Source organism: Bradyrhizobium sp., from assembly GCF_049519115.1.
In the GTDB taxonomy this organism is placed as follows: Bacteria; Pseudomonadota; Alphaproteobacteria; order Rhizobiales; family Xanthobacteraceae; genus Bradyrhizobium.
This window is the reverse complement of sequence record NZ_JBEKRB010000003.1, coordinates 80,147-105,057: the sequence shown is the minus strand read 5'-3', so window position 1 is coordinate 105,057 and position 24,911 is coordinate 80,147. Positions and strand designations below refer to the sequence as shown.

Annotated in this window: 23 protein-coding genes and 1 tRNA gene; 8 read left to right on the top strand and 16 right to left on the bottom strand. The window is 61.4% G+C overall.

All coding sequences use genetic code 11. From position 1 onward, the window contains the following. Positions 1-70: 70 nt before the first annotated feature. From ABSE61_RS03880 to ABSE61_RS03855, 6 genes are all read right to left on the bottom strand, one after another. Positions 71-895: an outer membrane lipoprotein carrier protein LolA gene (locus ABSE61_RS03880; RefSeq protein WP_423869750.1), complete on the bottom strand. Its 825-nt coding sequence runs from the start codon at positions 893-895 to the stop codon at positions 71-73. Between the two features lie 295 nt (positions 896-1,190). Further along, positions 1,191-3,650, bottom strand: a complete 2,460-nt coding sequence (locus ABSE61_RS03875) for a DNA translocase FtsK (RefSeq protein ID WP_423869749.1) — start codon at positions 3,648-3,650, stop codon at positions 1,191-1,193. Further along, positions 3,650-4,864, bottom strand: coding sequence for an aminotransferase class I/II-fold pyridoxal phosphate-dependent enzyme (locus tag ABSE61_RS03870; RefSeq protein WP_423869748.1), 1,215 nt, complete (start codon positions 4,862-4,864; stop codon positions 3,650-3,652). Before ABSE61_RS03870 ends, ABSE61_RS03875 begins: the two co-directional genes overlap by 1 nt. A gap of 259 nt (positions 4,865-5,123) precedes the next feature. Continuing rightward, positions 5,124-6,569: an ammonium transporter gene (locus ABSE61_RS03865; protein ID WP_423869747.1), complete on the bottom strand. Its 1,446-nt coding sequence runs from the start codon at positions 6,567-6,569 to the stop codon at positions 5,124-5,126. A gap of 43 nt (positions 6,570-6,612) precedes the next feature. Further along, complete coding sequence (locus tag ABSE61_RS03860) at positions 6,613-6,951, bottom strand: P-II family nitrogen regulator (protein WP_423869746.1); 339 nt, start codon at positions 6,949-6,951, stop codon at positions 6,613-6,615. Between the two features lie 422 nt (positions 6,952-7,373). Then, positions 7,374-7,712, bottom strand: a complete 339-nt coding sequence (locus tag ABSE61_RS03855) for a P-II family nitrogen regulator (RefSeq protein ID WP_423869745.1) — start codon at positions 7,710-7,712, stop codon at positions 7,374-7,376. Between the two features lie 244 nt (positions 7,713-7,956). Here ABSE61_RS03855 and ABSE61_RS03850 point away from each other — a divergent pair, with 244 nt between their 5' ends. Further along, positions 7,957-8,865, top strand: coding sequence for a GYF domain-containing protein (locus ABSE61_RS03850; RefSeq protein WP_423869744.1), 909 nt, complete (start codon positions 7,957-7,959; stop codon positions 8,863-8,865). Here ABSE61_RS03850 and tesB read toward each other — a convergent pair. Then, the gene (gene tesB / locus ABSE61_RS03845; RefSeq protein WP_423869743.1) at positions 8,850-9,734 is read right to left on the bottom strand and encodes an acyl-CoA thioesterase II; all 885 of its coding nucleotides are present in this window, start codon (positions 9,732-9,734) and stop codon (positions 8,850-8,852) included. The two genes, ABSE61_RS03850 and tesB, sit on opposite strands and share 16 nt — an antisense overlap. Positions 9,735-9,859: 125 nt before the next feature. Between tesB and ABSE61_RS03840 the strand changes: the two genes are divergently transcribed. Continuing rightward, on the top strand, positions 9,860-11,080 hold the full coding sequence (locus tag ABSE61_RS03840; RefSeq protein ID WP_423869742.1) for a ubiquinone biosynthesis hydroxylase: 1,221 nt from the start codon (positions 9,860-9,862) through the stop codon (positions 11,078-11,080). Positions 11,081-11,207: 127 nt separating this feature from the next. Here the strand turns inward: ABSE61_RS03840 and ABSE61_RS03835 are convergent, their stop codons facing one another. Further along, positions 11,208-12,149, bottom strand: a complete 942-nt coding sequence (locus ABSE61_RS03835; protein WP_423869741.1) for an alpha/beta hydrolase — start codon at positions 12,147-12,149, stop codon at positions 11,208-11,210. 2 nt (positions 12,150-12,151) lie between these two features. Beyond that, on the bottom strand, positions 12,152-12,349 hold the full coding sequence (locus ABSE61_RS03830) for a Trm112 family protein (RefSeq protein ID WP_423869740.1): 198 nt from the start codon (positions 12,347-12,349) through the stop codon (positions 12,152-12,154). A gap of 239 nt (positions 12,350-12,588) precedes the next feature. On the opposite strand from ABSE61_RS03830, the gene ABSE61_RS03825 reads away from it, so the two are divergent. Both ABSE61_RS03825 and ABSE61_RS03820 read left to right on the top strand, forming a co-directional pair. Beyond that, positions 12,589-12,834, top strand: coding sequence for a PilZ domain-containing protein (locus ABSE61_RS03825; RefSeq protein WP_423869739.1), 246 nt, complete (start codon positions 12,589-12,591; stop codon positions 12,832-12,834). A gap of 112 nt (positions 12,835-12,946) precedes the next feature. Then, entirely contained in the window at positions 12,947-13,747 is an 801-nt protein-coding gene (locus ABSE61_RS03820) for a tetratricopeptide repeat protein (RefSeq protein WP_423869738.1), read from the top strand. A 45-nt stretch (positions 13,748-13,792) separates the two neighbouring features. Here the strand turns inward: ABSE61_RS03820 and ABSE61_RS03815 are convergent, their stop codons facing one another. The 5 genes from ABSE61_RS03815 to ABSE61_RS03795 form a co-directional block, all read right to left on the bottom strand. Continuing rightward, a complete protein-coding gene (locus ABSE61_RS03815) occupies positions 13,793-15,058 on the bottom strand; it encodes a CpaE/TadZ family protein (RefSeq protein ID WP_423869737.1) in 1,266 nt (421 codons plus the stop codon). Beyond that, positions 15,055-15,750, bottom strand: coding sequence for a CpaD family pilus assembly protein (locus ABSE61_RS03810; RefSeq protein WP_423869970.1), 696 nt, complete (start codon positions 15,748-15,750; stop codon positions 15,055-15,057). Before ABSE61_RS03810 ends, ABSE61_RS03815 begins: the two co-directional genes overlap by 4 nt. Positions 15,751-15,993: 243 nt before the next feature. Further along, positions 15,994-17,487, bottom strand: coding sequence for a type II and III secretion system protein family protein (locus tag ABSE61_RS03805; protein ID WP_423869736.1), 1,494 nt, complete (start codon positions 17,485-17,487; stop codon positions 15,994-15,996). A 14-nt stretch (positions 17,488-17,501) separates the two neighbouring features. Further along, complete coding sequence (gene cpaB / locus ABSE61_RS03800) at positions 17,502-18,296, bottom strand: Flp pilus assembly protein CpaB (protein ID WP_423869735.1); 795 nt, start codon at positions 18,294-18,296, stop codon at positions 17,502-17,504. A 497-nt stretch (positions 18,297-18,793) separates the two neighbouring features. Then, a complete protein-coding gene (locus ABSE61_RS03795; protein WP_423869734.1) occupies positions 18,794-19,330 on the bottom strand; it encodes a TetR/AcrR family transcriptional regulator in 537 nt (178 codons plus the stop codon). A gap of 97 nt (positions 19,331-19,427) precedes the next feature. Here ABSE61_RS03795 and ABSE61_RS03790 point away from each other — a divergent pair, with 97 nt between their 5' ends. The 3 genes from ABSE61_RS03790 to feoB all read left to right on the top strand — a co-directional run bounded on the left by ABSE61_RS03790 (position 19,428) and on the right by feoB (position 22,147). Further along, positions 19,428-19,778 (top strand): hypothetical protein, encoded by a 351-nt coding sequence (locus ABSE61_RS03790; RefSeq protein ID WP_423869733.1) that lies wholly within the window; start codon positions 19,428-19,430, stop codon positions 19,776-19,778. Positions 19,779-19,976: 198 nt separating this feature from the next. Beyond that, complete coding sequence (locus ABSE61_RS03785; protein ID WP_423869732.1) at positions 19,977-20,258, top strand: FeoA family protein; 282 nt, start codon at positions 19,977-19,979, stop codon at positions 20,256-20,258. Between the two features lie 17 nt (positions 20,259-20,275). Beyond that, on the top strand, positions 20,276-22,147 hold the full coding sequence (gene feoB, locus ABSE61_RS03780; protein WP_423869731.1) for a ferrous iron transporter B: 1,872 nt from the start codon (positions 20,276-20,278) through the stop codon (positions 22,145-22,147). 38 nt (positions 22,148-22,185) lie between these two features. Here the strand turns inward: feoB and ABSE61_RS03775 are convergent, their stop codons facing one another. Together ABSE61_RS03775 and trxA are read right to left on the bottom strand one after the other, a co-directional pair. After that, positions 22,186-22,860, bottom strand: coding sequence for an LON peptidase substrate-binding domain-containing protein (locus tag ABSE61_RS03775; RefSeq protein ID WP_423869969.1), 675 nt, complete (start codon positions 22,858-22,860; stop codon positions 22,186-22,188). Positions 22,861-23,123: 263 nt separating this feature from the next. Continuing rightward, positions 23,124-24,041, bottom strand: coding sequence for a thioredoxin (trxA, locus tag ABSE61_RS03770; RefSeq protein WP_423869730.1), 918 nt, complete (start codon positions 24,039-24,041; stop codon positions 23,124-23,126). Between the two features lie 394 nt (positions 24,042-24,435). Here trxA and ABSE61_RS03765 point away from each other — a divergent pair. Continuing rightward, a tRNA-Gly gene (locus ABSE61_RS03765) sits at positions 24,436-24,510 on the top strand. Positions 24,511-24,911: the final 401 nt, after the last annotated feature.

Sequence of the window (24,911 nt, the reverse complement as noted above, 5' to 3'; positions counted from 1 at the left end):
CGCATGTCTGCGACCTGCAATCAAGGATGAATTTCCTGATCCCGCACGGAATCGTGGATTGTTTGCGCGATCAACCCGGCGGAAAAGTGCGATCCGTCATATCGATCTTGAACATGCCCGGATCGATTTTTCTGGACGTATCGAGATTATAGACCGCGACGGTGGTGTCGTAACCTTGCGGATCGGTCACGGTCCATTGCTTGAGCTGGCCGTCTTTGGCGCCCACCATCAGCATCAGGCGGCTGGTGCCGGTCAGCAATTGTCTTTCCTCGATCGTGACGCTGATGAAGAGATCGTCGGCGGTCACGCTGACGACATTGGTGTCCTTCATGAGATCGATGCGGTCCGACAGCAAATATCGCAGCGGCGTTTGCGACAGCGGATAGAGGTCCTGGGTCGAAAGATTGCGATCGCGGATCGCCACCATCGATCCATCGGCGACGATCGCGATCGGGTTGGGCGTTTCATATTCGAAACGCACCTTGCCCGGCTTCTGGATAAAGAATTGCCCCTTGGTCTTGCTGCCGTCAGGCCCGACCTGGACGAAGTTGCCGATCAGCGTCTGAAGCGACGACAGATAAGTGCTGATCTTGGCAGCCTGTGCCTTTTGCTTGTCGTCGAAGGTCGCAAAAATACTCAAAGGTACATTACGATGTGGGTCGGGAATGACGGGATTGGGCGCCACCTGGGTCGCGCCCGCGGTCGTCGGTCCCTTTTGTAAGTCCGTCACGCCTTCGCGGCCTTTCGGAGCGGCTTTGGGAACCGGAATGCTCTGAGGCGGAATCGGGGCCTGCGCAACGGCCGAGGTCGAGACAACGCCGAACGCTGCCGTGACCGCAAACGCGGCTCGCGCGAAGGCAACGCGTTTGAAAGAAAGCGAGAATCGTGAGGCCATTCGATTTTTCTGATTTTCAGTCAACGCATCTTCTCTGGTGGTCCGCCGCCCTTTTTACCGTGCTTCGTATCAAAGGGGCTATCGTTTTTCCGTGAAAAAATAGCAATCGGCGGGGTTTTGGAGCTCTGGTGCCCCGATTCCGAAGTTCGTAGCATTTTACGGAGCCATGTTTCGAACTTCGGAATCGAAAGGACACCAGCAAACCTATTGATCTAGTGTGGCTTTGGTTCAGAAGTCCGCATAACGAACTCGCGGCGACAATGATGGACTTCTGAACCGCCACACTGGTGGCGAATCAAAAACCGCCTTCTTCTTCCTCAACGAGAATCTCGCGTTTGCCGGCATGATTGGCCTGTCCGACAATACCTTCAAGTTCCATCCGCTCCATCAGCGATGCCGCACGATTGTAGCCGATTTGTAGCCGGCGCTGAATATAGCTGGTCGAGGCCTTGCGGTCGCGCTTGACGATGGCCACCGCCTGCGAGAACAGGTCGCCGCCACCGTCGCTGCCCATGCCGGTAGCGTCGAATACCGCGCCGTCTTCGTCGGTGGGCTCCTCGGCCGTAACCGCCTCGAGGTATTCCGGGGATCCTTGCGTCTTCAAATGACGCACCACCTTCTCGACTTCTTCGTCGGAGGCGAACGGCCCGTGCACACGGCTGATGCGTCCACCGCCCGCCATATAGAGCATGTCGCCCTGTCCGAGCAGTTGCTCGGCGCCCATTTCGCCGAGAATGGTGCGGCTGTCGATCTTCGAAGTGACCTGGAACGCGACGCGGGTCGGGAAGTTCGCCTTGATCGTGCCGGTAATGACATCGACGGACGGACGCTGCGTGGCGAGGATCACGTGTAGGCCCGCGGCGCGCGCCATCTGCGCGAGGCGCTGCACCGCGCCTTCGATGTCCTTGCCGGCGACCATCATCAGGTCGGCCATTTCGTCGACGATGATCACGATATAGGGCAATGGATCGAGGTCGAGCTTCTCTTCCTCATAGATCGCCTTGCCGGTCTCCTTGTCGAAACCGGTATGCACGGTGCGTGTCAGTTCTTCGCCCTTGGCCCTCGCCTCGACGAGGCGCGCATTGTAGCCGTCGATGTTGCGCACGCCGAGCTTGGACATCCGCTTGTAGCGCTCTTCCATCTCGCGCACCGCCCATTTGAGCGCGACCACGGCCTTCTTGGGGTCGGTCACGACCGGCGTCAGCAGATGCGGAATGCCGTCATAGACCGAGAGCTCGAGCATCTTGGGATCGACCATGATCAGCCGGCACTGGTCCGGCCGCAGCCGGTACACCAGGCTCAGAATCATGGTGTTGATGGCGACCGATTTGCCGGAGCCGGTGGTGCCGGCGATCAGCATATGCGGCGTGCGAGCGAGATCGATGATGACGGGATCGCCACCGATGGTCTTGCCGAGACAGAGCGGGAGCTTTGCGACGGATTCGTTGATTTCCTTCGCGACAAGGAGTTCGCGCAGGTAAACCTTCTCGCGATGCGAATTCGGCAATTCAATGCCGATGGCGTTGCGGCCGGGCACGACAGCGACGCGCGCCGAGAGCGCGCTCATGGAGCGTGCGATGTCGTCGGCGAGGCCAATCACGCGCGACGACTTGATGCCGGGCGCTGGCTCAAGCTCGTACAACGTGACGACCGGACCCGGATGGGCCTTGACGACTTCGCCGCGGACGCCGAAGTCCTGCAGCACCACTTCGAGCCGGCGCGAATTGGCTTCCAGCTCCGCCTTGGAAAGTGGCTGGCGATCGGACGCCTTGGGCGCACCCAACATCGATATCGACGGGAAATCCCATTTCTCTGATTTCCTCGGCGAGGCTTTGGGTGCGGCCTTCTTGCGAGGCGCGCGCGCTGCCGGCTCTTCCTCGTCCTCTTCTTCTTCCTCGTCCTGCTCGTCGTCGTCTTGAGGGGCGAGGCTGGGAGCTGTGCGGCCGCCAAGGCTTCGATCATTAAGGCTCGGCTCGTGGCGATCGAACGGCGAGGTGCGCGGAGCGGGTGCGCTTGAGACCAGCCAGCGATAGGCCGCGCCGAGCAGCCACGCCAACCGGGCCTTGGTGCTCATGAGGGCATGCACGGCCCAGCCAAGCGAGATCGAACCGCCATCGCCGTCCTCACCGAGAGGCTCGTCGTCGTCCTCCTCGATCGCGGTCAGGTCTTCGTCATCGGTGCGCGAACCGAAGCCGCCGGCCACGAAAAATGTTGCGACCGTGGCCGCGCCCAAAATGATCCCGAGCGCCAGATTATAGATGAAGCCGGGAGGCCCAAACACGACCGCAGGCGCACGCACCAGCGCGTCGCCGATAACGCCGCCAAGCCCGGTCGGCAGCGGCCACGTTCCGCCATGCGGCCAGCAAGAAGCAAATCCGGCGGCCAAACCGGTGCACAAGATCCAGCAGCCGAGCCGAAGGGCTTCTCGGTCGAAGCTGCGATGGGTCAGCATCCGCCAGCCCCATACCGCGACCGGCAGGATCAGCATGATCGCGCCGAGCCCCAGAATCTGCATCAGAAGATCGGCGCCAATCGCTCCGGTGTAGCCGGCAATGTTGTGGATCGGGCGCGATGTCGCGTGGCTGAAGCTTGGGTCCTGCACCGACCATGTCACGAGCGCTGCGGCGGCACCGCCGGCAAACGTCAGCAAGCCGAGGCCTGCGAGTTCGCGCAGGCGGCGGACCAGCGCCTCGCGGATCGCCGCCGGCAACTGGCTCACCAAGGGAATGACACGTTCGATCGCCGGCATGTTCATCAGCCCAGAGTTTGAACCAGCCGGTGCAGCGCCTCGGCCGTTGTTTCACTGTCTGCGACAAGCGCAAGCCGGATGAAGCCTGCGCCGGGATTGCTGCCGTCTTGTTGCTGTCTTGCGAGGTAGCTGCCCGGAATCACCCGGACACCGGCATCCCTGTAAAGCTTGACGGTCACCGCTTCATCGCCGCCCTTTGCCGAGACGTCGAGCCAGACGCAGAAGCCGCCGGCGGGACGCCGATAGCCATAACGGCTGCCGAGGATCTGGTCGGCAAGGTCGAATTTGAGCCGGTAGAGCCTGCGATTTTCCTCGACATGGGTTTCGTCATTGTAGGCGGCAACCGCCACATGCTGGACCGGCACCGGCACCTGAGGTGCAGCGACGTTGCGCAGTTCATGGAAGGCGCTCAGAAATCGCTTGTCGCCGGCGGCAAAGCCGATGCGCATGCCGGGCAGATTCGAACGCTTCGACAGCGACTGAAACGCCACCACATTGGCGAAGTCGCTACCGCCGCATTCGAGCATGCTGCCGGGCGCTTCTTGCGTATAGATTTCCGAGTAACACTCGTCGCTGAAAATCATGAAGCCGAAACGATCGGCGAGTTTTTTCAGGCGGATGAAGTAATCCCTGGAGGCGACGGCGCCTTGCGGATTGGCCGGTGAAGCAATGTACATCGCTACCGTCCTCGCCAGTGTTGTTTCATCGAGCGTGTCGAGGTCGGGCAAAAATCCATTGGCAGGCGTGGTTGGCAGATAGATCGGCTCGCAGCCGGCCGCCCGCGCGCCGGCGCCATAGGCCGGATAAAACGGGTTGGGCATCAGGATGGCCGGTCTCCCCCTGCGTTCGCCAACCAGGCGGACGGCGGTGAGGGCTGCGAAAAACAGTCCCTCGCGGCTGCCGCTCAGCACCAGAAGTTCGGTGTCGGGATCGATGGGGCGGGGCAGGTCGAAGCGCCGGGCGAGCCAATCTGCCGCGGCGCGCCGGAAGGGCTCGATGCCCTTGGCGATCGGATAGCGGCCAAAATCGGCAATGTGCTTGGCGAGAATCGGGCCCACGAATTCGGGCACTGGGTGCTGGGGCTCACCTAACGACAGCGTTATCAATGGCTTGGCCGGATGGTAGGGCGCCAGCAATTCAGTGACCCGCAAAAAAGGCGAGCGTTCGCTTGCCTCGTTTCCACCGCCCTGGGGCGCGCGGGATGATGCAGTCATGGCCATACTTGTCGCGCCAGCACTCGTTCAGGCCGCCGATCGCGCTTTCGAGACCGGGGGATATGGATCAAACCACCATAGATACGGCGAGGTTAAGACGCGATTAACCATCGGGGCCGGCATTGAAATCCAGTTCGTTGCGAGGGGAAGAAAAAAGGGGCCCCAGCTTGCGCTGGAGCCCCTCAACGGTCGGAGCATTGCCGGGTATGTGCTCAAACCGTAGTTCTGGGCACGCCCTCCGAAGAGGGAATGCCCTCGGGAGAACTCACATGTTGTAGGCGCGTTCGGTGTGGTCGGTGAGGTCGAGGCCCTCACGCTCACTTTCGACATTGATGCGCAGGCCGACGATGACATCGACGACCTTGTAGAGAATCGCCGAGCCGATGCCCGACCATACCAGTGTGGTGCAGACGCCCCAGATCTGGGAAATCATCTGCGCACCGAACTCGTAGTCGGCGATCTTTCCGGTGGTGTAGTCCATGATGCCGGTGCCGCCGAGCGCCGGGTTGACCAGGATGCCGGTGCCGAGCGCGCCGACGATTCCGCCGATGCAGTGGACGCCGAAGACGTCGAGCGAGTCGTCGTAGCCGAGCGCGTTCTTGACCGCGGTGACAAAGAACAGACAGACCACGCCGACCACAAGGCCCAGCACGATCGCGCCCATCGGACCGGCATAGCCGGCCGCGGGCGTCACCGCGACGAGACCTGCGACCGCGCCGGAAATCACGCCGAGCACCGAAGGATGGCCCTTGATCATCCACTCGGCGAACATCCACGACAACGCCGCTGCCGCGGTTGCGACAAACGAGTTGGTCATGGCGAGCGCCGCGCCGCCGCTGGCTTCGAGATTCGATCCGGCGTTGAAGCCGAACCAACCCACCCAGAGCAGCGAGGCGCCGATCATGGACAGGGTCAGCGAGTGGGGCGCCATCAAATCCTTGCCGTAGCCGATGCGCTTGCCGATGATCAGGGCGCCGACGAGGCCGGCGATGCCGGCGTTGATGTGCACGACGGTGCCGCCGGCGAAGTCGATCGCGCCTTTCTTGAAGACCCAGCCGGCGTCGGCATTGACGGCCGCCAACTTGGCTTCCGCCGCGGCCTTTGCCCCCGCATCGCTACCCGCGGCCGCAATCGCCTTGACCGCATCCGAGATCGCGTCCGGGCCAGCCCAGTACCAGACCATGTGCGCGATCGGGAAATAGATCAGCGTGACCCACAGCGGGATGAACAGCGCCACCGCCGCGAACTTCATGCGTTCGGCAAATGCGCCGACGATGAGCGCCGGGGTGATCGCCGCAAAGGTCATCTGGAAGCAGACGTAAACGAGTTCGGAAATGTTGGCGTCGACGCTGAAGGTCGCGGCCTTGGAATCCGGCGTCACACCTGACAGGAAGGCTTTCGAGAAGCCGCCGAAGAAGTCCGAGCCGCCGGTAAAGGCGATGCTGTAGCCGTAGAGCGCCCACAGCACGGTGACGATGCACACCGTGTAAAACACCTGCATCAGGACCGAGAGCATGTTCTTGGAACGGACGAGGCCGCCGTAGAACAATGCGAGGCCCGGAATCGTCATCAACAGCACGAGCACCGTCGAGGTAAGCATCCAGGCATTGTCGCCCTTGTTGATCGTCGGCTCGGCATAGGCCGCCGTCGCGGCGAACAGGCCGACGGTGAGGGCCGCCAATCCCATACTGGTGGGACGCTTGAACGTCATTTTCGTATTACTCCTGATTGGAAAAGGTTGAGCGCGCGGGATATTAGAGCGCTGCGGCATCTGCCTCGCCGGTCCGGATCCGAACCGCGTTTTCGAGATTGATGACGAAGATCTTGCCATCGCCGATCTGGCCAGTCTTAGCAGCCGACGTGATAGCCTCAATGGTCTTGTCAACCTGGTCCGAGGCGACCGCGACCTCGATCTTGATCTTGGGCAGGAAGCTCACGGCATATTCGGCGCCACGGTAGATTTCGGTGTGACCCTTCTGCCGGCCATATCCCTTGACCTCGGTGACGGTCAGGCCGTGTACGCCGATCGCGGTGAGGGCATCACGGACTTCTTCGAGCTTGAATGGCTTGATGATCGCCATAACGATTTTCATGGGTCTTAATCCCCGCTTAGACTCGGCGCTGACGACCGAGCGATCTCGACTGAAGTTCACCACGCAGAGAAGGTCACAACGCGGGTACAGCCGACGGTGGTAGAATCAAATGCCGTGCCAGATCGGCCGGACTGCCTAACGGACTATGAACATGTAGATTTTCGATGTTCCGGGGGTTTGAGGGGAACCCCACCAAAAAGTGCCGCCTAAACGCTAGGCATGGCCGCCTACGAATCGGGCGACGATGTTCGTCGGCATAACCGTGCCCATGAGGCAGGCAGAAAAAAGGTATTGAAGTAGGTTTTTCGGCAGCTCGCCCGGTCATGCCTTGGGAGCGGGCCATCCGCGGCGCGGTCATGCCGAGCGTAAACGGTATCTAGTTATTGCCAATCGCGGTGTGTGAAGCGGAACTATCGCCTCTTTTAGAGAGCGTCGCTGTCGGTTTCGCCGGTTCGAATCCGCAGGGCATGGTCGATCGGCGTCACGAAGATCTTGCCGTCGCCGATCTGTCCGGTGCGCGCGCTGGACGTAATCACCTCGACCGCCTTGTCGGCGATGTCGGCCGCAACCGCGATTTCGATCCGCAGCTTCGGCAGAAAATTCACGACGTACTCCGCCCCGCGATAGATTTCCGTGTGACCCTTCTGACGGCCGTAACCCTTGACCTCGGTAACGGTCATGCCGTGGACGCCAATGGCGGTCAGCGCCTGCCGGACTTCGTCCAGCTTGAAGGGTTTGATAATAGCGACAACAAGCTTCATGTTCAGGCCTTCATTTTCCCGGAGCTTCGAAGCTCATCAAACCGTAAAGGGAGCGCGGCGTTGATCCGGCATTCCCTCCACCTCATCCCACAATAAGTTGCGGCCTGACCTAAAAACAATTGCGAAATTGTCGCTTCGGTCGATAGTTCCCTGTAGCGGCACCGGGGTCATCTGCCAAGACCGGACAGGGGCGGATCCGCCGGTTGCGAGAACATTGGCGTCTCGACATGCGTAAGGGGGAAAAATGCCGAACCGATCCTGGTTCTACGCCGACCGCGGACAGCAACAGGGACCGTTTCCGGAGGCTCAATTCCGCGACTTCATCGCCAGGGGCATTATTCGCGCCGACACGCTGATCTGGACCGACGGCATGGCGGGTTGGCAGAAGGCCGGCGATATTCCCGGCCTGCTTTCTCCGGCGGCGAGGCCGCCGGCCATGCCGGGCGGAATGGCGGCAAGGCCTAGTACAGGCGCACTTACCGGCGCAAGCACCGGCAGCGACAGTGGATCGTTGTCGATCGATTTCGAAATCCTAGATTTTGTCGGGCGCTTGCTGTTGTTTCTCGTCGGCGCGATTTTCGTCATTCCGCTGCCATGGGTACTTGTCAGCAATTTGAAGTGGCTCACCTCGCGCACCCGGGTGCCGGGACGGCCTGATCTCACCTTCACGGGCGATGCGATGACCATCGTGTGGTGGTTCCTCGGCGCCTTCGCGTTGATCATCGCGCTGAATTTCGTCGGCGGCCGAATTTCTAACATCGCCTCGTTCCTGATTGAGGTCGGGCTCGGATGGCTCGCCATCAGATGGTTTTTTGCCAACCTGGCGTCGGCAGGCCAGCCCTTGGGGCTCAGCTTTGCCGGTCCGTACTGGACCTATCTGGGCTGGAGTTTCCTCGGGGGTCTATCCGTCATCACCATCATCGGCTGGGCGTGGGTATATACCGCGCAGATCCGCTGGATCTACCGCAACGTCGAAGGCACGCGGCGCGAGATCGTCTTCAAGGCCACCGGTTTGGAATATCTCTGGCGCGCCGTTGTCGTTTTCTTCGGATGCGCTTTCATCGTCCCGATTCCCTGGGTGGCGCGCTGGATGACGGCCTGGCTCGCCTCGCAGACCGTGCTGGTCGAGCGAGGTACTTACGAGGACGCCTGAGAAGCATCTGGCTTTCGCTCGCGAAGCGAACCTTCCTGGGCGACCGAAGCCACCAGCGTGCCATCCTGCTTGAAAATCATGCCGCGGGTCAGACTGCGTCCCCCAAGCGCGCTGGGGGAGTCCTGGGCATAAAGCAGCCATTCATCGGCCCGGAACGTCCGGTGAAACCACATCGCGTGGTCGAGGCTCGCCGCCATCATCCGCTTGTCGAACAAAGTGCGGCCGTAGCGGGCCATCGAGGCATCGAGCAGCGAGAAATCCGATGCATAAGCGAGCGCGCACATGTGAAGCGCCGGGTCGTCCGGAAGCTTGGCGGCGGTGCGGATCCAGACATGGATGCGTCCGTCCTCGATTTTCTGACCGAAATAGCGGCCGAGCTCGACTGGCCGCAACTCGATCGGCCGGTCGGATTCATAATAGCGACGGATGAATTCGGGCATGTCGCGGAACATCGGCTGCTTGGCTATTTCCTCGGCGGTGAGTTTCTCCGGCAGCGGTACGTCCGGCATCTTGTCCTGATGGTCGAAAGCACTGGGCTCCTCGACATGAAACGACACCATGATCGAAAAGATAGCGTGGCCGTGCTGGATCGCGGTAACTCGCCTTGTCGAGTAACTCTTGCCGTCGCGCAGTCTCTCGACCTCATAGATGATCGGAATCTGCGGATCGCCCGGCAAAATGAAATAACAATGCAGGGAATGCGGCAGCCGGCCCTCGACCGTGCGGCATGCCGCCACCATCGCCTGCCCGATCACCTGTCCGCCGAAAACCCGCTGCCAACTGGTTTTCGGACTGTTGCCGCGAAACATGTTCACCTCGATCGGTTCGAGATCGAGGATGGAGATCAGGTCAATCAGGCTTTTGGACATCGGAGGCTTTCTCTCGTCGTTCCGTAACGATCGGCCTTGCTTATAGGGCCTGTTTCGCCCAGCTATAATAAGGTAGCAAGCCAACAGGTTCGAGTGTTCCATAGGTTCGCGTGAGGTCGGTCAACATGTCAGTACAGCGAGGCATTGTCATCGGTGGTGGCGCGTTGGCTGGACTGGCGCTCGCGCTGGCGCTCCGTCAGGGCCTCGGGCCGGACCTTCGCATCGTCGTCGTCGATCCGGCGCTGGATACCAGGCCCAGCCGCGACCCGCGCGCCACCGCCATCGTCGCGGCCTGTCGCCGGCTTTTCGAGGCCATCGGTGTTTGGGGCGAGGTCGCGGCCGGCGCGCAGCCGATCCTGGATATGGTTGTCACCGATTCCAAACTGGACGACGCAACGCGGCCGGTATTCCTGACGTTCTCCGGAAATGTCGAACCGGGCGAACCCTTCGCACACATGGTCGAGAACCGCTACTTGATTGACGCGCTGGTTGCGCGCGCGACCGCCGAGGGCATCGACCTTCGCGGCCTCGCGGTCTCCGATTTTGCCACCCGAAGCGACGGCATCGCGGTGACGCTTTCGGACGGCAGCATCATCGAAGCGAGCCTTCTGGTGGCCGCCGACGGCGCACGCTCGAAACTGCGCGATCGTGCCGGCATCGCCACCCATGGCTGGGATTACGATCAATCCGGTATCGTGGTCACGGTCGGCCATGAGCGCGATCACCATGGCCGCGCCGAAGAGCATTTCCTTCCCTCTGGCCCGTTTGCGATCCTGCCTTTGAGTGGCAAACGCTCGTCGCTGGTCTGGACCGAAAAACGCGCTGAAGCCGCGCGAATCACGGCACTCGGCGCAGAGGAGTTTCACGGCGAACTCGAGCGGCGGTTTGGCTTGCATCTTGGCGAAGTGAAGGCGCTCGACAAGCCTCGCGCTTTTCCGCTCGGCTATTTCGTCGCGCGTTCCTTTATCGGCGATCGTCTGGCGTTGGTCGGCGATGCCGCCCATGTCATTCACCCCATCGCCGGTCAGGGACTGAATATGGGCTTGAAGGACGTGGCCGCGCTTGCCGAGGTGGTCGTTGACGCCGCCAGGCTTGGTATCGATCCGGGCCAGGCCGATGTGCTCGAGCGCTATCAACGCTGGCGGCGGTTCGACACCATGGCAATGGGTCTTGCGACCAACTCACTCAACTTCCTGTTCTCCAATGAATCGGCGCTGCTGCGTACCGTGCGCGATATTGGCCTCGGCCTCGTCGATCGCGCGCCACCGCTGAAGGGCCTGTTCATTCGCCAGGCCGCCGGCCTTGCGGGCGAAGTTCCCCGGCTCTTGAAGGGCGAAGTGCTTTAAAAAGCGTTTTCGAGCGAAGCATGCCCTCGGACTTGATCCGAGGGTGGGAACGCGGTTCGCGTCAAGAAAACGCGGCAAACTAGTACCCGGTCGCTTTCATAAAAGCCGAATAGGCTCCAGGGACTCTTCAGCGGGTATCGCCTGCCTGCACAAAGGTCGCGACCGCGTCGAGCATGGTGGCGTCGAGTGCGCGATCGGCCTGATTGTAAGCGGCGAGGTTATCGCTGTCGTCGGTGACATCGACCAGGATATGATTCATTTCCGGCACCCAAAGCGTTTTCGCCAGCGGCGAAGCCGCGGAAAGCGCGGCAAAGTCCAATCGCGCCACCTGCAAGTCACGCCCGCCGCCGACGATCAATGTCGGCTTCTCGATCGATTTCAGGGGATCGATCGGATCGATGGTGAAGGCCGAGGCTAGGCTTGGCTGCATCGAAGGCGCAATCGAAAGACCGCGCGGCGGCGGATCGACGATCTGTCCGTCCATGATGCTGTCGATCGCCTTCAGGATCGGATCGAGAACGTCAGACGGAATCTGTCTGCGCTCAAGCTGCGCCTTCAGGAGATCTCCCTGCCGGCGCGCTGCGGTCACGAGCAGCACCAGGCGATCGATCTGCACCTGTCGCGCGGCGAGGATCGCCACCAGACCGCCTTCGCTGTGCCCGATCACCGCCACGCGGCCGAATTTTCCGCTGCCGCGTAAGTAGTTCACCAGCGATACGGCGTCATCGACATAGTCCTTGAACCGAAAATCCTCCGGCTTTCCGAACTCCGGCTTCCATCCGCCGGCGCCACGCTTGTCATAGCGAAGCGTCGCGATCTTTCGCTCCGCCAGCTGCTCGGCGAGTTTCTTCAAGGTCGCAGGCTTGGCCTGCGGGCCATTGCCATCATGGTCGGTCGATCCGGATCCTGCGATCAAGAGCGCCACGGTCGGCCGCTCGACATCCTGCGGGGTCGTCAACACCGCATCGAGATTGCCGACACGAATTTGCGTCTCGTTTGCCGATACACCGGTGGTCGCGCCACAAAGGCTCAAGATGGCCAAAGCGACGATGAGCCTGCGTCCACGCATGGCTAATCTATCTTTCTCGCTTCTTCAGGCAGCATGATCGGAATGCCGTCGCGGATCGGATAAGCGAGCTTCGCCGACCGCGAGATCAACTCCTGGCGCTCCGCGTCGTATTCGAGCGAGCCCTTGGTCATCGGGCAGACCAGAATTTCCAGCAGCTTGGGGTCGACGGTGCCTTCGGGGCGTTCGGGCGCGGCAGTCATGCTCAGCTCTCCGGCATAGCGGTCCGATTCGATATCCGACCCCCTGTATCATATTCGGTCGGAACATATAGCCGTGGAGGGGGTGAGATCGGCAACAATTCAGCGCCGCTCATTCGGTAAAGGAAGCCCGAAAACAACCGATCAATTGCGACGGGTACTACTAGGCAAATTCCAACAATTCCTCGGTAAAACCGACGAACTGCCAGGTGGTCTGCAATGCGGGCGGGGTAAGGATCAAAATGTTTGCAAATCGACGCCAGAGCGAACGCCGCGTGTGCCGGAGCTTCGCCAAAATCCAGTTCGGGACGGGTTCGTTGCCGCGCGACTGCACCATCACCGACATTTCATCGGGTGGTGTAAAGGTCATCGCCGAGCATCTCGACGTTCCCAGCGAATTCACCATCTTCATGTCGGAAGGCCGGCCGCGCCAATGCCGCCTCGCATGGCGGATCGGCCACGAATTCGGCGCACAATTCGTTGATTAACGCGAGCGGCGCAAAAGCGGCCAATCGCCGGCGCTGAGCTTAGCGGCTTAACCGGAACTTAGGGTTAACCTGCGAGCATTTCTGGGAAATACTGTCACGTCAGGTCCCAGAAATGCATCCGTCACTGTCCAGGCCGCTCCGCCTTTCGAGATTGCGCGCCGTGACGGCGGTGTCGGCCGTTCTGCTTCTCGGGCTTTGTGGCTGCCAGACCGACGGACTGTCGGACATCACGGGATCGCTCGGCGATAAGGTCGATAAAGTGGCTCCCGCCAAAAGCCTGGAATTTTACCAGGAACGCCATCGCGCCAATCCCGACGATGCCGAAGCGGCATTGAACTATGGAAAAGCGCTGCGCAGCACGGGACAGCGGTCGCAGGCGGTCGCCGTGCTGGAGCAGGCCACGATCGCCCACCCCGCTGACAAGGCTTTGCTGGCCGGCTATGGCCGCGCGCTGGCAGACAACGGCAATTTCCAGCAAGCTTTTGAAGTTCTCGGCCGCGCTCACACGCCCGAAGACCCGGACTGGCGAATTCTGTCCGCGCAAGGCGCGGTACTTGACCAACTCGGTCGCGGTGAGGAAGCGCGGCAATATTATGCGAGCGCACTGCGCATCGTGCCGGACGAGCCGTCGGTCCTGTCCAACCTCGCGCTCTCTTACGTTCTTTCCAAGGATCTCGCCAAGGCGGAAGAAACGCTGCGCCACGCCAACAGCCGCGCCGGTGCCGATCCGCGTGTCCGGCTGAACCTCGCTCTGGTGGTCGGTCTGCGCGGCCATATGGCGGAAGCCGAAAGCCTCGCGAAAGAGGGCCGGCCTCCAGAGGAGGCCGCCGCCAATGTCGCTTACCTAAGGCGGATGCTGGCCAAGCAGGCGGCGGCGAAAACCGGCTCCAGCGGTGCCGCGCGGACGGACTAAAGCTTCGATTCCGAAGTTCGCAGGCTATTGCGATACGCCGCCGCTTCAGCGTTTGGCGCGCAGTTTATTGATCAGCGGAGAGAACAGCGAGCCCCGCGGCTTCTTCGGTTCGCCGCGCCCCGTGATCTGATTTGCGATCTGGACGAACGTCTTGCTGATCCGGTGACGGGCGGAGATCTCGGCGATCATCTGGCCGTTATTGGCCGCGGTGCCGAACATCTTCGGGTCAAATGGAATCGAGGCAAGCGGCGGGCCTTCAATGGCCTTGGCGAATTCGCGCGTGCTGATTTCCGGCCGCTTCGACATGCCGACCTGGTTGAGACAATAGAGCGGCGGCCTGTCATTGGGACGCGCCGCCTTGAGCATACTCAGCATGTTCTTGGCATTGCGCAGATTGGCAAGGTCGGGTTCGGCGACGATCAGGATATCGTCGGCTCCGACCAGCGCGCGGCGGGTCCATCCCGACCATTGGTGAGGGATGTCGAGGACGATCACCGGAGTCGTGAGCCGCAAGGTGTCGAAAATCGCATCAAAGGCGTCGGCGCCGAAGTCGTAGACACGATCGAGCGCCGCCGGTGCGGCCAGCAGGTTCAGATGGTCGTGGCATTTCGACATCAGACGCTCGATGAACGCGCTGTCGGGTCGTTCGTTGGCAAACACCGCATTGGCGATACCCTGCAACGGATCCTTGTTGTAGTCGAGACTGGCCGTACCGAACGCCAGGTCGAGGTCGATGACCACCGAATCCAGCGCCAGGTCGCGCGCGAGCGCCCATGCCACGTTGTGGGAGACGGTAGAGGCGCCGACGCCGCCCTTGGCGCCGACGACCGCGATGATCCGGCCGACCGCGACGGCTTCGGAGGCCGAGAACAAGCCGCAGATGGCGCGGACTACATCGAGCGTCGCAACCGGCCCGATCACATAATCGCTGACGCCGCGCCGCACGAGGTCGCGGTAGGGCGCGACATCGTCGTCACTGCCGATCACGACCACGCGCGTTCCGGCATCGCAAACGGTGGCAAGTTCATCGAGACCGGCAAGAATGTTTTCGCCGGCCTTGGTCTCCAGAATGATGACGTTCGGGGTCGGGACGCTGTGATAGGTGTCGATGGCGGCGACCACGCCGCCCATCTTGATCGTGAGATGCGCTTTGGCCAGACGGCGGTCGAGACCCGCCGACTGAACCGCATCGGCAGTCGTCGTGGTTTCGCAGAAAGCCTGCACCGACACCCGCGGAGCCGGCGCGATGTAATCGTCGCTTAGCGGGGGCAGAGCATCCAGATCGTCGGAATTGTCACGCGCGGAGGTCATTTGCCTGTATCGCTGAGTTTGGCCTTGTCGGCTTCGGGATATTCGGTCGTGGTGGTCGTGCCCTTACGATATTTTTCAAAGCCTTCGGTTCGCCGTGCCGTGTAGGACGGAGTTTCCGGGCGCGGCTGCACGAGGTCTGCCGGGTTGTCCACCATCGCGGCCATGTTGCGCTGATAGGCGCAGCCGAAATTGTAGTAGGACTTGTTCTCGAAATAGTTCGGATCCTTGATCGAAGGTCCGAGATCCTCGGGCCACACCCCACAGGGGCCGGCCACCGCTGCCATCCTCGGATAGGTCAGGCGAACGGTTGCAAGAGTCCTCGGATCGTCCGGTGTGTAGTGGCGCAGCTTGATTCCATCCCGTGGTACGCCGGCGGCTTCCAAAAGCGCCCTTGCTTCATGGACGGCGCTTTCTGCGGCCCGTCCATTGGATGTGTTGGCCGGCACATCGACGACGATGGCGCCAGTTCCCTCGGAGACCCAGGTCCGCGCCAGCCCGATGACGTCGGCGCGTTGAGGGGCCGACAGTCCGCCACGGGCATGGCCGACGAACAGAACGATGGAGCGATTGGCTTCCTGGACCGCGATCGGATGCCGTAAGCGATAGTCTTCCGGAACGCCATGCGCCACCGGCGCCGCCACGCTTCCGGTGGTCTCGGTGCAGGCCCCGAGGACGACGGAAAGGCTGCACATCGCGCCGATCAGCGCCGCCCATTTGAAGTTCCTGTATTGCGAGCGGCAAATTCCGTTCAGGAACTTCAAATGAAAAAGCGGCACTGGAATCATAACTTTGCTAGTGCCCATGACTTTCCGAAGTTCGTGAAAGGTGCGCGCTGAGATGGAGCACGAACTTCGGAAAGTGGGCACTAGGCGCAATAGCCGGTAGCGATCGAGCGATGTCTTGTTGGTCATCGTGCTGTCCCCCGACATGCTGTCTCAGTCGATGATGAAGCCGAAATTGGCCTGATAGTTTCCGATCGGTTCCACTCGCGCCGGAACGCCGTAAATCCGATTGATCTGCGCAAACAAGGCCGACTGGGAATCCGACGACGGCGCAAAACCATCATCCGGCCGCGACAATTCCTTCTGCGCCACCGCGCGCACCACGTAGGGGGTGACGATAACCATCAGCTCAGTCTGGTTGTTGACGTAGTCCTGGCTCCGGAACAGCTGTCCGAGCACAGGGATCTGATCGACACCCGGCATCCCGTTGACGGCCTGCTTGGTCTGCTCCTGAATGAGCCCAGCCATCGCCAGCGAGCCGCCGGAGGGAATTTCAAGCGTCGTTTCCGCGCGGCGGGTTTTGACTGACGGGACGCTGACGCCGCTGATGCTGATGGAATTGTCGGTCGAGATTTCGGAGACTTCGGTCATCACGCGCAGGCTGATCTTGCCCTCGGTCAGCACGACCGGCGTGAAGTTGAGCGAGATGCCGAACTTCTTGAAGGCGATCGATGGCGCGCACTGCCCGACAGAACCGGCGGCAGTCGTTTGGCAGGTCACTCCGGTCGGGAAAGGGAATTCGCCGCCGACGATGAAGGTTGCGGCTTCGCCGGAAATGGCCGTCAGATTCGGCTCGGCAAGGGTGCGAACCACGCCGGCGCTTTCCATCGCGCGCAAGGTCGCTGTGACCGTCGGCAAACCAGCCTTGTTGACCGCCGAGGCGATCAGCGAATTGCCGGTGAGCGGCCCGCCATTTGCCGTGAACGGGTTGGCATTGTTGAAATTCACCACCGCCGTGCCGTAGTTCATATTGGCGCTGAGATCGATGCCCAATTGCTTGATGATGCTGCGCTGGACTTCGGCAACGGCGACCTTCAGCATCACCTGATCGTGGCCGCGGACCACAATGGAGTTGACGACCTTCTCCGCGCCGCCCACCAGACGGGCGACAACGTCGCCAGCCTGCTGCGCTTCGATCGGGGTGGATACCGATCCCGTCAGCATCACGCCCTCGCCAACGCCCTCGGCCTGGATGGTGGCTGCGGGCAACAACTGCTTCAACGCGGCGCGAACGCCGTTGAGGTCGCGCTTGATCGCGATGTCGTAGGCGGCGATCTGCTGACCATCCCCGTCAAAGAACACGACGTTGGTCTGACCGACCGCGGAGCCGATGATGTAGGCGCGCTGCGGCGAGCGGACGACGGCGTTTGCAATCTTCGGGTCGGCCACCAGCACGTCCTTGACGTCGCGGGGCAGGTCGATGATGGCTGATTTGCCAACACCAAGCGAAAGAAAGCGGGTTTTCGGCGCGACACTGGGAATGCTGGAGGTCGCCGCCGGCGCGGCTTCGCTTTCGGCCGCCGCGGCCGGAGCAAGACCGGACACCGATGCCAGCGCCGCCGCCGTAAACGACAGGGCGCCGATAAGTAACGTTCGGAGTGACGTCCGGCTTCCCCTGCGGGCCATGTTCTTTGTCCTTCTGGTCATTGGCGCCCTTCTGGTCACTTCGTATTCGGGGCGCCTGGATTGTTGACGCCGTAGCGGACCACGTTGATGCCGGGACGCTGGGTATCGTTGGAGCTGACCGTCACCTGGTTGACGTCGGCGATGCTGCGCAGCGCCAGCGACAGCGTTCCGGCCTGTCGCGACGTGGCGAGCGTGGCCGTCTGCTCCGCCTTCAATTCAAGCGTGACGGTCCGGCCGATGACGCTGTTGGTGCCTTCTTTTTCCTTCGGCGCCTGATCGATCGCCAGCACGCGGATATTGGTCAGAACGATATCGGTCTGGACGATGTCGGGCGCGGTGGGATTCGCCATGTTCTTCAGACGCCGCGTCATGAGAACGTCGACGCGATCGTTGGGCAGAATGAATCCGCCGGCGCCGGTTTCCGCGGAAACTTCCGTCGATACCGCGCGATACCCGCTCTGCAGGATCGCAGCCATGAAGCCGGAGCCGTCGGCTTTCACCAGCTTGGCTTCGCGGATCGGCTCACCGGCAACGAAGGGCGCGCGCGCGATGGAGCCCACGATCTGGGTCGCGGCATGTGGACGATCGGTGCGGCGAATGAAGCTGCCGCTCGCCGTTGATGCCGGCCAGCTCTGCCAGAGCATGTCATTGGCTGTCAGCGTCTGGCCAAGATTGATGTCGGCTTTGGCGACGAGGATGTCGACGGTCTGAAACTGGGCGACGGGCTGGGCAGCAGCAGGCGGCTTGCTGTCGGTCCCGCTGGCAAGATAGGCGGCGACGCCGCCGGCACTGAGAGCGATGGCAAGGACGACAATCCGGGCAATGTTCATACGCGCGATCTACTGTTACGCAAAAGGATGCTGGACGGTCTTTGAAGAAGACTCGTCTCTAGGGATGACTAAGCGGTAAAGGTATAAGCGAGCTGAAGGCCGGAGAGTTTGGGCAAGAGCGTTGGCGGATTTGTCCGCATGGTGAACGCAAGGTTATTGTCTTCGCGATGCTTGCCGGGCCGCGAGCTTCGATATCTGCTCAGCCGTTCGACTGACTGGATAAAAGCTGCGGCAACCGCGTCGGCGCATCGGAGCGGAAACGTGGCGCTGACACCGATGGCGTTTGAGGCAATTGATTTACCATGTGAACAAAAGCCCTGACTGCGGTGCCCACTTTCCGAAGTTTGTGCGCCATCGCAGCGCCCACCTTCACGAACTTCGGAACGTTATGGGGCACCAGCAAACTTATCGATTCTGGTACCGCTTATCGATCTGAAGTCCTGGAAGGGATTGCGGCTCGTGGTGCAGGGACTTCAGATCGGCGGTACGAGGCCACATCAGGGCAGGGCCATCCGGAGCATCTCCCGCACCACGGCGCGCAGTTGTGCCGGCGGCAGCGCCCGGTCCGAAAGCGCGAAGCCGAGATAGGTCCAGTAGAGAATTTGTGCCCGCGTATGGGCGTCGTCGTCGGTAACGCCTGCGGCTCGGAGCAAGCCTTCGACGTAGCTTACCCGCCGCCTGTCGATCGCCTGCACGGCGGCTCTCGCCGCCGGATCGACCGTGGCCCAGCGGCGGACCGCGTTTTCAAGCGCCCTCTGCTCGCCGAATACCCGGTGCAGCAAAAGTTGCAGCGCGTTGTCCTTTTCGGACGCGGCCTCGATGTCGGCGATAATCCTCTCGGCGGCAATATCGCGCCAAAGCCTGAGCAACTCGCCATGAAAGGCTTCGATGTCGGCGAAGTGCCAGTAAAAGCTGCCGCGCGACACGCCCATGGATTTCGCCAGCGGCACGGCCTTGAGCGCCGTAAAACCCTCCTGGGCAAGGGTCTTCAGCCCGTGGTTCAGCCAGTCCATGACGGAGAGTTGATCAACCATTCGTCATCCTGCGACATTACCACCATACACTACTGTATTGACAGGGCCAGAGAAGCCGCTCATTGTCTCCATACATCAGTGTATGGAGACCGGAGCCATGCGTGACCTGTTTCTCCAGGCTGCGGGGGTTGCCGCGATCGCGGTGGCCCTGATTCACGGAATTCTAGGCGAAGTCAGGGTGTTTGCCCGCGCGACCATCGAGCCGGCGCGGCTGCGCACCTTGATTAGGGTATGCTGGCAAATCGGCACCGTTGGATGGATCTGTGGCGGCGTGCTTCTGATTGCGACGCCTTCCGTCGCTTCAGTCCCCGCCCGTCACTGGATCATCGTCACGATGTGCTTGATGTACGGCTTCGGAATGATCGGCAATTTCTGGGTGCTGCGCGGCCGGCATTTCGGCTGGGCGGCGCTCGGTGCGGTCATCACCCTGGCGATCATCGGTTATTGATGCGAGCCGACGGGTTGTTCGGCGAAAATCATCACCTCGCTGTGAAGGTGCCCGGCTTTGGCCCGTTATGGCCCGATATGCCACGCGGTTTTTCCATTCCTGGCCGCCGCAGATCGCGCCAGTTTAAAATCGCTCTAAGATCAATGGGTTTTAACACGCCAAGCTTGACCTGCGCGCCGGTCATTGAAAATACAGATCATGACCGTGACCGACCCAAACAATGCGGCGCCGCAGATGCGACTTGGCCTGGCCAAGCGCGGCTATTCCGGCGTGATCCTTCATCTTGACGCTGAGGAGGGGAGCTCTTCGCTTCCCGCGGTTGAACTCGAAAGCCGCCTCATCGAGCTCGGCTTTGTCGCGGGCGCCAGGGTAGAAGTGCTCCACGAGGGAATTATCGGGCGGGATCCGATTGCCATTCGTATCGAGAACGTCACGGTCGCGGTACGGCGGCGCGAGGCGATGGCCGTTGTAGTCGTTTGACGAGGCTATACGGCGTCATGGAAGCACCGTTAATGCATCTCGCTTTGGTGGGCACGCCCAATAGCGGCAAGACCTCGCTGTTCAATGCGCTGACGGGCGGCCGGCAGAAGGTCGCGAACTATCCCGGCGTCACCGTCGAGCGCAAGGAAGGCTTTTTCGTCACCCCGCTCGGCCGGCAGGCGTCGCTGGTTGATTTGCCTGGCACTTATTCGCTGCGGGGCCGCAGCCCTGACGAGGAAATCACGCGGGACTTTGTATTGGGTCGGGCTGCCGGCGAAGCGCCGCCCGATCTCATCCTTTGCGTGGCGGATTCCACCAATCTGCGGCTGACGATCCGCCTGCTGCTCGAGCTCAAGCAGACCGGCCGGCCGTTGATGCTGGTGCTCAACATGTTCGATATCGCGACCAGGCGCGGCGTGACCGTCGATGCGCCGCGCATGTCCGAGATGCTGGGCGTCCCCGTGGTGACGTCGATTGCGGTGCGCAAAAGCGGGATCGCCGAGCTGTTGCGCAGGACCGATGAAATCGCGCTGCAGCCGCAGGCTCCGCTGCAGCAAAACCTCTGGCAACCGCTCTCGGTAGCCGAGTTGCGCGCCACCCAGCGTGAGGCGGACCGGATCATCGGAGAAACCGTCAGCCTGCCGACCAAACCCGACACCTGGACGGCCCGGATCGACGCCGTGGTGCTGCATCCGGTGGCCGGACTTGTCATTCTTGCTCTGGTGCTGTTCGTCATGTTCCAGGCGGTGTTCGCCTGGGCGCAGCCGCTGATGGAGCTTCTGTCGGACGGGTTTTCGGCGCTCGGTCAATTCGTGCACGACACGCTGCCGGCGGGGCTGTTGCAGAGCTTCCTGCAGAACGGTGCGATCTCCGGCGTCGGCAGCGTCATCGTGTTCCTGCCGCAGATCATCATCATATTCCTGTTTATCCTGCTGCTCGAAGACTTCGGTTACATGGCCCGCGCGGCCTTCCTGATGGACCGCATCATGGGCGGCGCCGGATTGCACGGCCGCGCCTTCATTCCCCTGCTTTCAAGCTTTGCCTGCGCCATTCCCGGCATCATGGCGACGCGCGTCATCGATAATCGCCGCGACCGTCTGACGACGATCCTGATCGCGCCGCTGATGACCTGCTCGGCGCGCATTCCCGTGTATACCTTGATCATCTCCGCGTTCATTCCCGACGAGCAGGTGTGGGGCTGGGTCAATCTCAGGGGCCTTGTGATGTTCGGCCTTTATGCGGCCGGCATCGGCAGTGCGCTCGGCGTGTCCTTCCTGATCAAGTTTTTCATGCTGCGCGATTATGCGCCGGCGCCGTTCATGCTCGAATTGCCGGACTACAAACTGCCGCGCCTCAACAGTATCGCCATCGGCATTTATACGCGGGCCAAGATGTTCCTGCAGCGGGCCGGCACCACGATCTTTTCAATGATGGTCCTGATCTGGTTTCTGGCGTCGTTTCCGCAGCCGCCCGCGGGCGCAGAAGGGCCTGGCATCAACTACAGCCTCGCCGCGATCATCGGCCACGCTTTGGCGCCGTTGTTCGCGCCGCTCGGCTTCAACTGGCAAATCGTGGTCGCGCTGATTCCGGGCATGGCGGCGCGCGAAGTCGCGGTCGCAGCCCTCGGCACGGTCTACGCGATCGAAGGCGGCAAGGAAGCCGCCGAACAGATCGGGCAGGTGCTGGCCACCAAATGGAGCCTGGCGACTGCGCTATCGCTGTTGGCCTGGTACATCTTCGCGCCGCAATGCGCCTCGACGCTTGCCGTGATCCGGCGCGAGACCGGCAGCATGAAATGGATGGCGATCACGTTTCTCTATATGTTTGTGCTGGCCTATGCGGCGAGCCTCGTCACCTACCACGTCGCCGTCGCGCTCGGCGCCGGATAGGGACACGCCAAAACTTCCTGCTTGGGTGGTTGGGCGGCCTATTGCAAGCCGGTGTCACTGCTGGTGCGCTTCCTGGCGAGATCCATCTCGGTCACCGCGATCAGGATTTCGGCGCGGGTCTTGAGATCGGGCGCTTCCAGCATCGCCTGTTTTTCCGGCGCCCCATAGGGCGACATCATCGCCAGCGCGTTGACCAAAGCCTCGTTGGGCGCATTCTCGATGCCTTCCCAGTCGACCTTGAGGTTGTTGGCCTCCAGAAATTCCGTCAGCGCCTTGAGGAGCGCCTCGCGGTCGACGGCTTGCTCGCCTTTGCGCGCCGTGAAATCGTCGAGATAGGGGAAGTAATCGACTTTGCATTGCCGATACAAGGTCAGCGCGGTTTGTTCCTGGACCACCTTGAAGCGGGCGACGCCCGTGAGTTCGAGGATGTAGCGGCCGTCGCCGGATTCGGCGAGCTGGGTGATACGTCCGACGCAGCCGACCTGAAACAGCTTCGGATGAGATTCGTCCGGTGAGTGAGCAACGTCGGGCTGGATCATCCCGATCAGGCGATGGCCGTCGCGGAACGCATCGTCGACCATTGCCAGGTAACGCGGCTCGAAAATATTGAGCGGCATCTGTCCGCGCGGCAACAGCAACGCGCCGGGCAGCGGAAATACCGGAATGATCTCGGGAAGGTCTGAGGGTCCGCGATATTCGGCATTGATCGGCATTGCGCTCACCAGCCCGTATCGTGCCTCTAATGGTCCGATTCTAACATTTGCATCCCGATATGGCAGGCACTTTTGCAAATGGAGATCAAAGGACCACTAGCAAATATAGATTTCTAGTGGAGGTTTGGATTTGACATTCGCTTTTCGCATTTCCCGCTACGGGGGTAGCGAATGTCAAATCCACTTCACTAGTCAGCTTACGCCGTTCGCGTAATCCGATCGTGCAGGCTCAAAGCCTGCTTTGACCTTCATTCGAAGCGGAATTACGAAAACAAGATCGTCGACAGCCGTTTTCTTCCCTCGACGGTTGCTTCGTCGGTGACGCCCCAGGCGTCGAAGAACTGTACCAGCTGCTTGCGGGCGCCGTCTTCATTCCACTTGCGGTCACGCTTGACGATTTCGAGCAACTGCTGGGTCGCCTCGGCGCGTTTGCCGGCGGCGTTGAGCGCGGTTGCCAGATCAAATCTTGCCTGATGATCGAGCGGGTTTGCGGCGACCTTCTGTTCGAGCTCAGTGACCGGGCCAAGCGAACTTGCCTGTTCGGCCAGATCGATCGCGGCCTGCACGGCCTTGACCGCGGCGTCGCCGCGCTTGGATTCGGGCACCAAGGCCAGCGTCTGCTTGGCCTGATCGATGGCGCCAGTCGTGACGTAGCATTTCGCAAGTCCAGCCAGCGCCGCGATATTGGTGGCCTCGACCGAGAGCACTTCGGCATAGACCGAGGCTGCGGCGGCCGCGTCGCCCTCTGCGAGCAAGGTTTCGGCCTCTTTGAGGATATCTGCGATGTTCGGCTCGCCGGGCATGCCGGCCGTCAGTTTGCTGACGAAGGCGGTGACCTGACTTTCGGGTACCGCGCCCATGAAGCCGTCGGCCGGCTGGCCGTTGACGAAGGCGATCACGGCCGGAATGGACTGGATTCCCATCTGGCCCGGGATCGCCGGATGCTCGTCGATGTTCATCTTGACGAGCTTGACCTTGCCGTTGGCGGCGCGGACGACCTTTTCGAGGATCGGCGTGAGCTGACGGCACGGGCCGCACCATGGCGCCCAGAAGTCGATCAGCACCGGCTGCCGCTTGGATTCCTCGATGACGTCCTTGACGAAACTCTGGGTGGTCGTCTCTTTGATCAGATCGGGCGCTGCCTGCGGCGCGGCTCCATTGCCCTGCTCTAATATTGTCACGGGATTCCTCGTCTGATGTCTGCCTGATTTTATACCGGGCCTGTCTAGCACGGCCCGGCTTCGCGGTTCAGCTGTTCTCCCCCCCAAATGGCGGCTGGATGCGAAATTTCAATCGGTTTTTGGCCGAAAGTGCCGGCCGGGCGAGGCCGAGCCGGTTTGGAAAGAGGCTCCAATCTTTATGTGAATCGATGAAGCCTCGCCCCACCAGGTTCCCTGCGGAGGTCGGCCCGGCGTCGGCTTAAGAGCCATTTCGAGCCGATTTTATCAAATTGGCTGCCATATCAGGGCCTTTGAGCTCCTTTCAATCGCCCGTTGCTGGCTGTTGCATTCGCTGTCCGCATTTGGCATAGGTCTGCCGTCGCCGGTGACAACCAAGCGACAATCTCTAAAGGATGCGGGTGTAGCTCAGGGGTAGAGCACGACCTTGCCAAGGTCGGGGTCGAGGGTTCGAATCCCTTCGCCCGCTCCAGTTTCTCTTCGAGAACTGAGAGCGATGGGAGTGGCCTTTTCGGGCCGACTCCCCGATAGCGTATCCGCCGCTTGCCTTAAGCCATAGCGCACAGCAGCGCTGTCCACACGGCGCATGCCGGGCGATTTCTTCCATCCACCGTCTCATGGCGACTACGGCTTTCCGCCCTGCGGGATTACAGCACGCGGCACACCTGGCACGCCACTGGCGCGACACGAACCTTCCGTCTTTCTGCCACGTTCAGGCAGCGAGCCAAAATTTATCTCATCTGCACGCGTGAAGCGAACGTGCCGCGCACTTCTCTCTACTGGGCGATGTGGTAGGCTTTTTGGGCCTCGCGAACAATTCGCCGCACAGGCACATCAAAAAACAACGTCGCAGCCGAAGTGGCTGCATCAGGG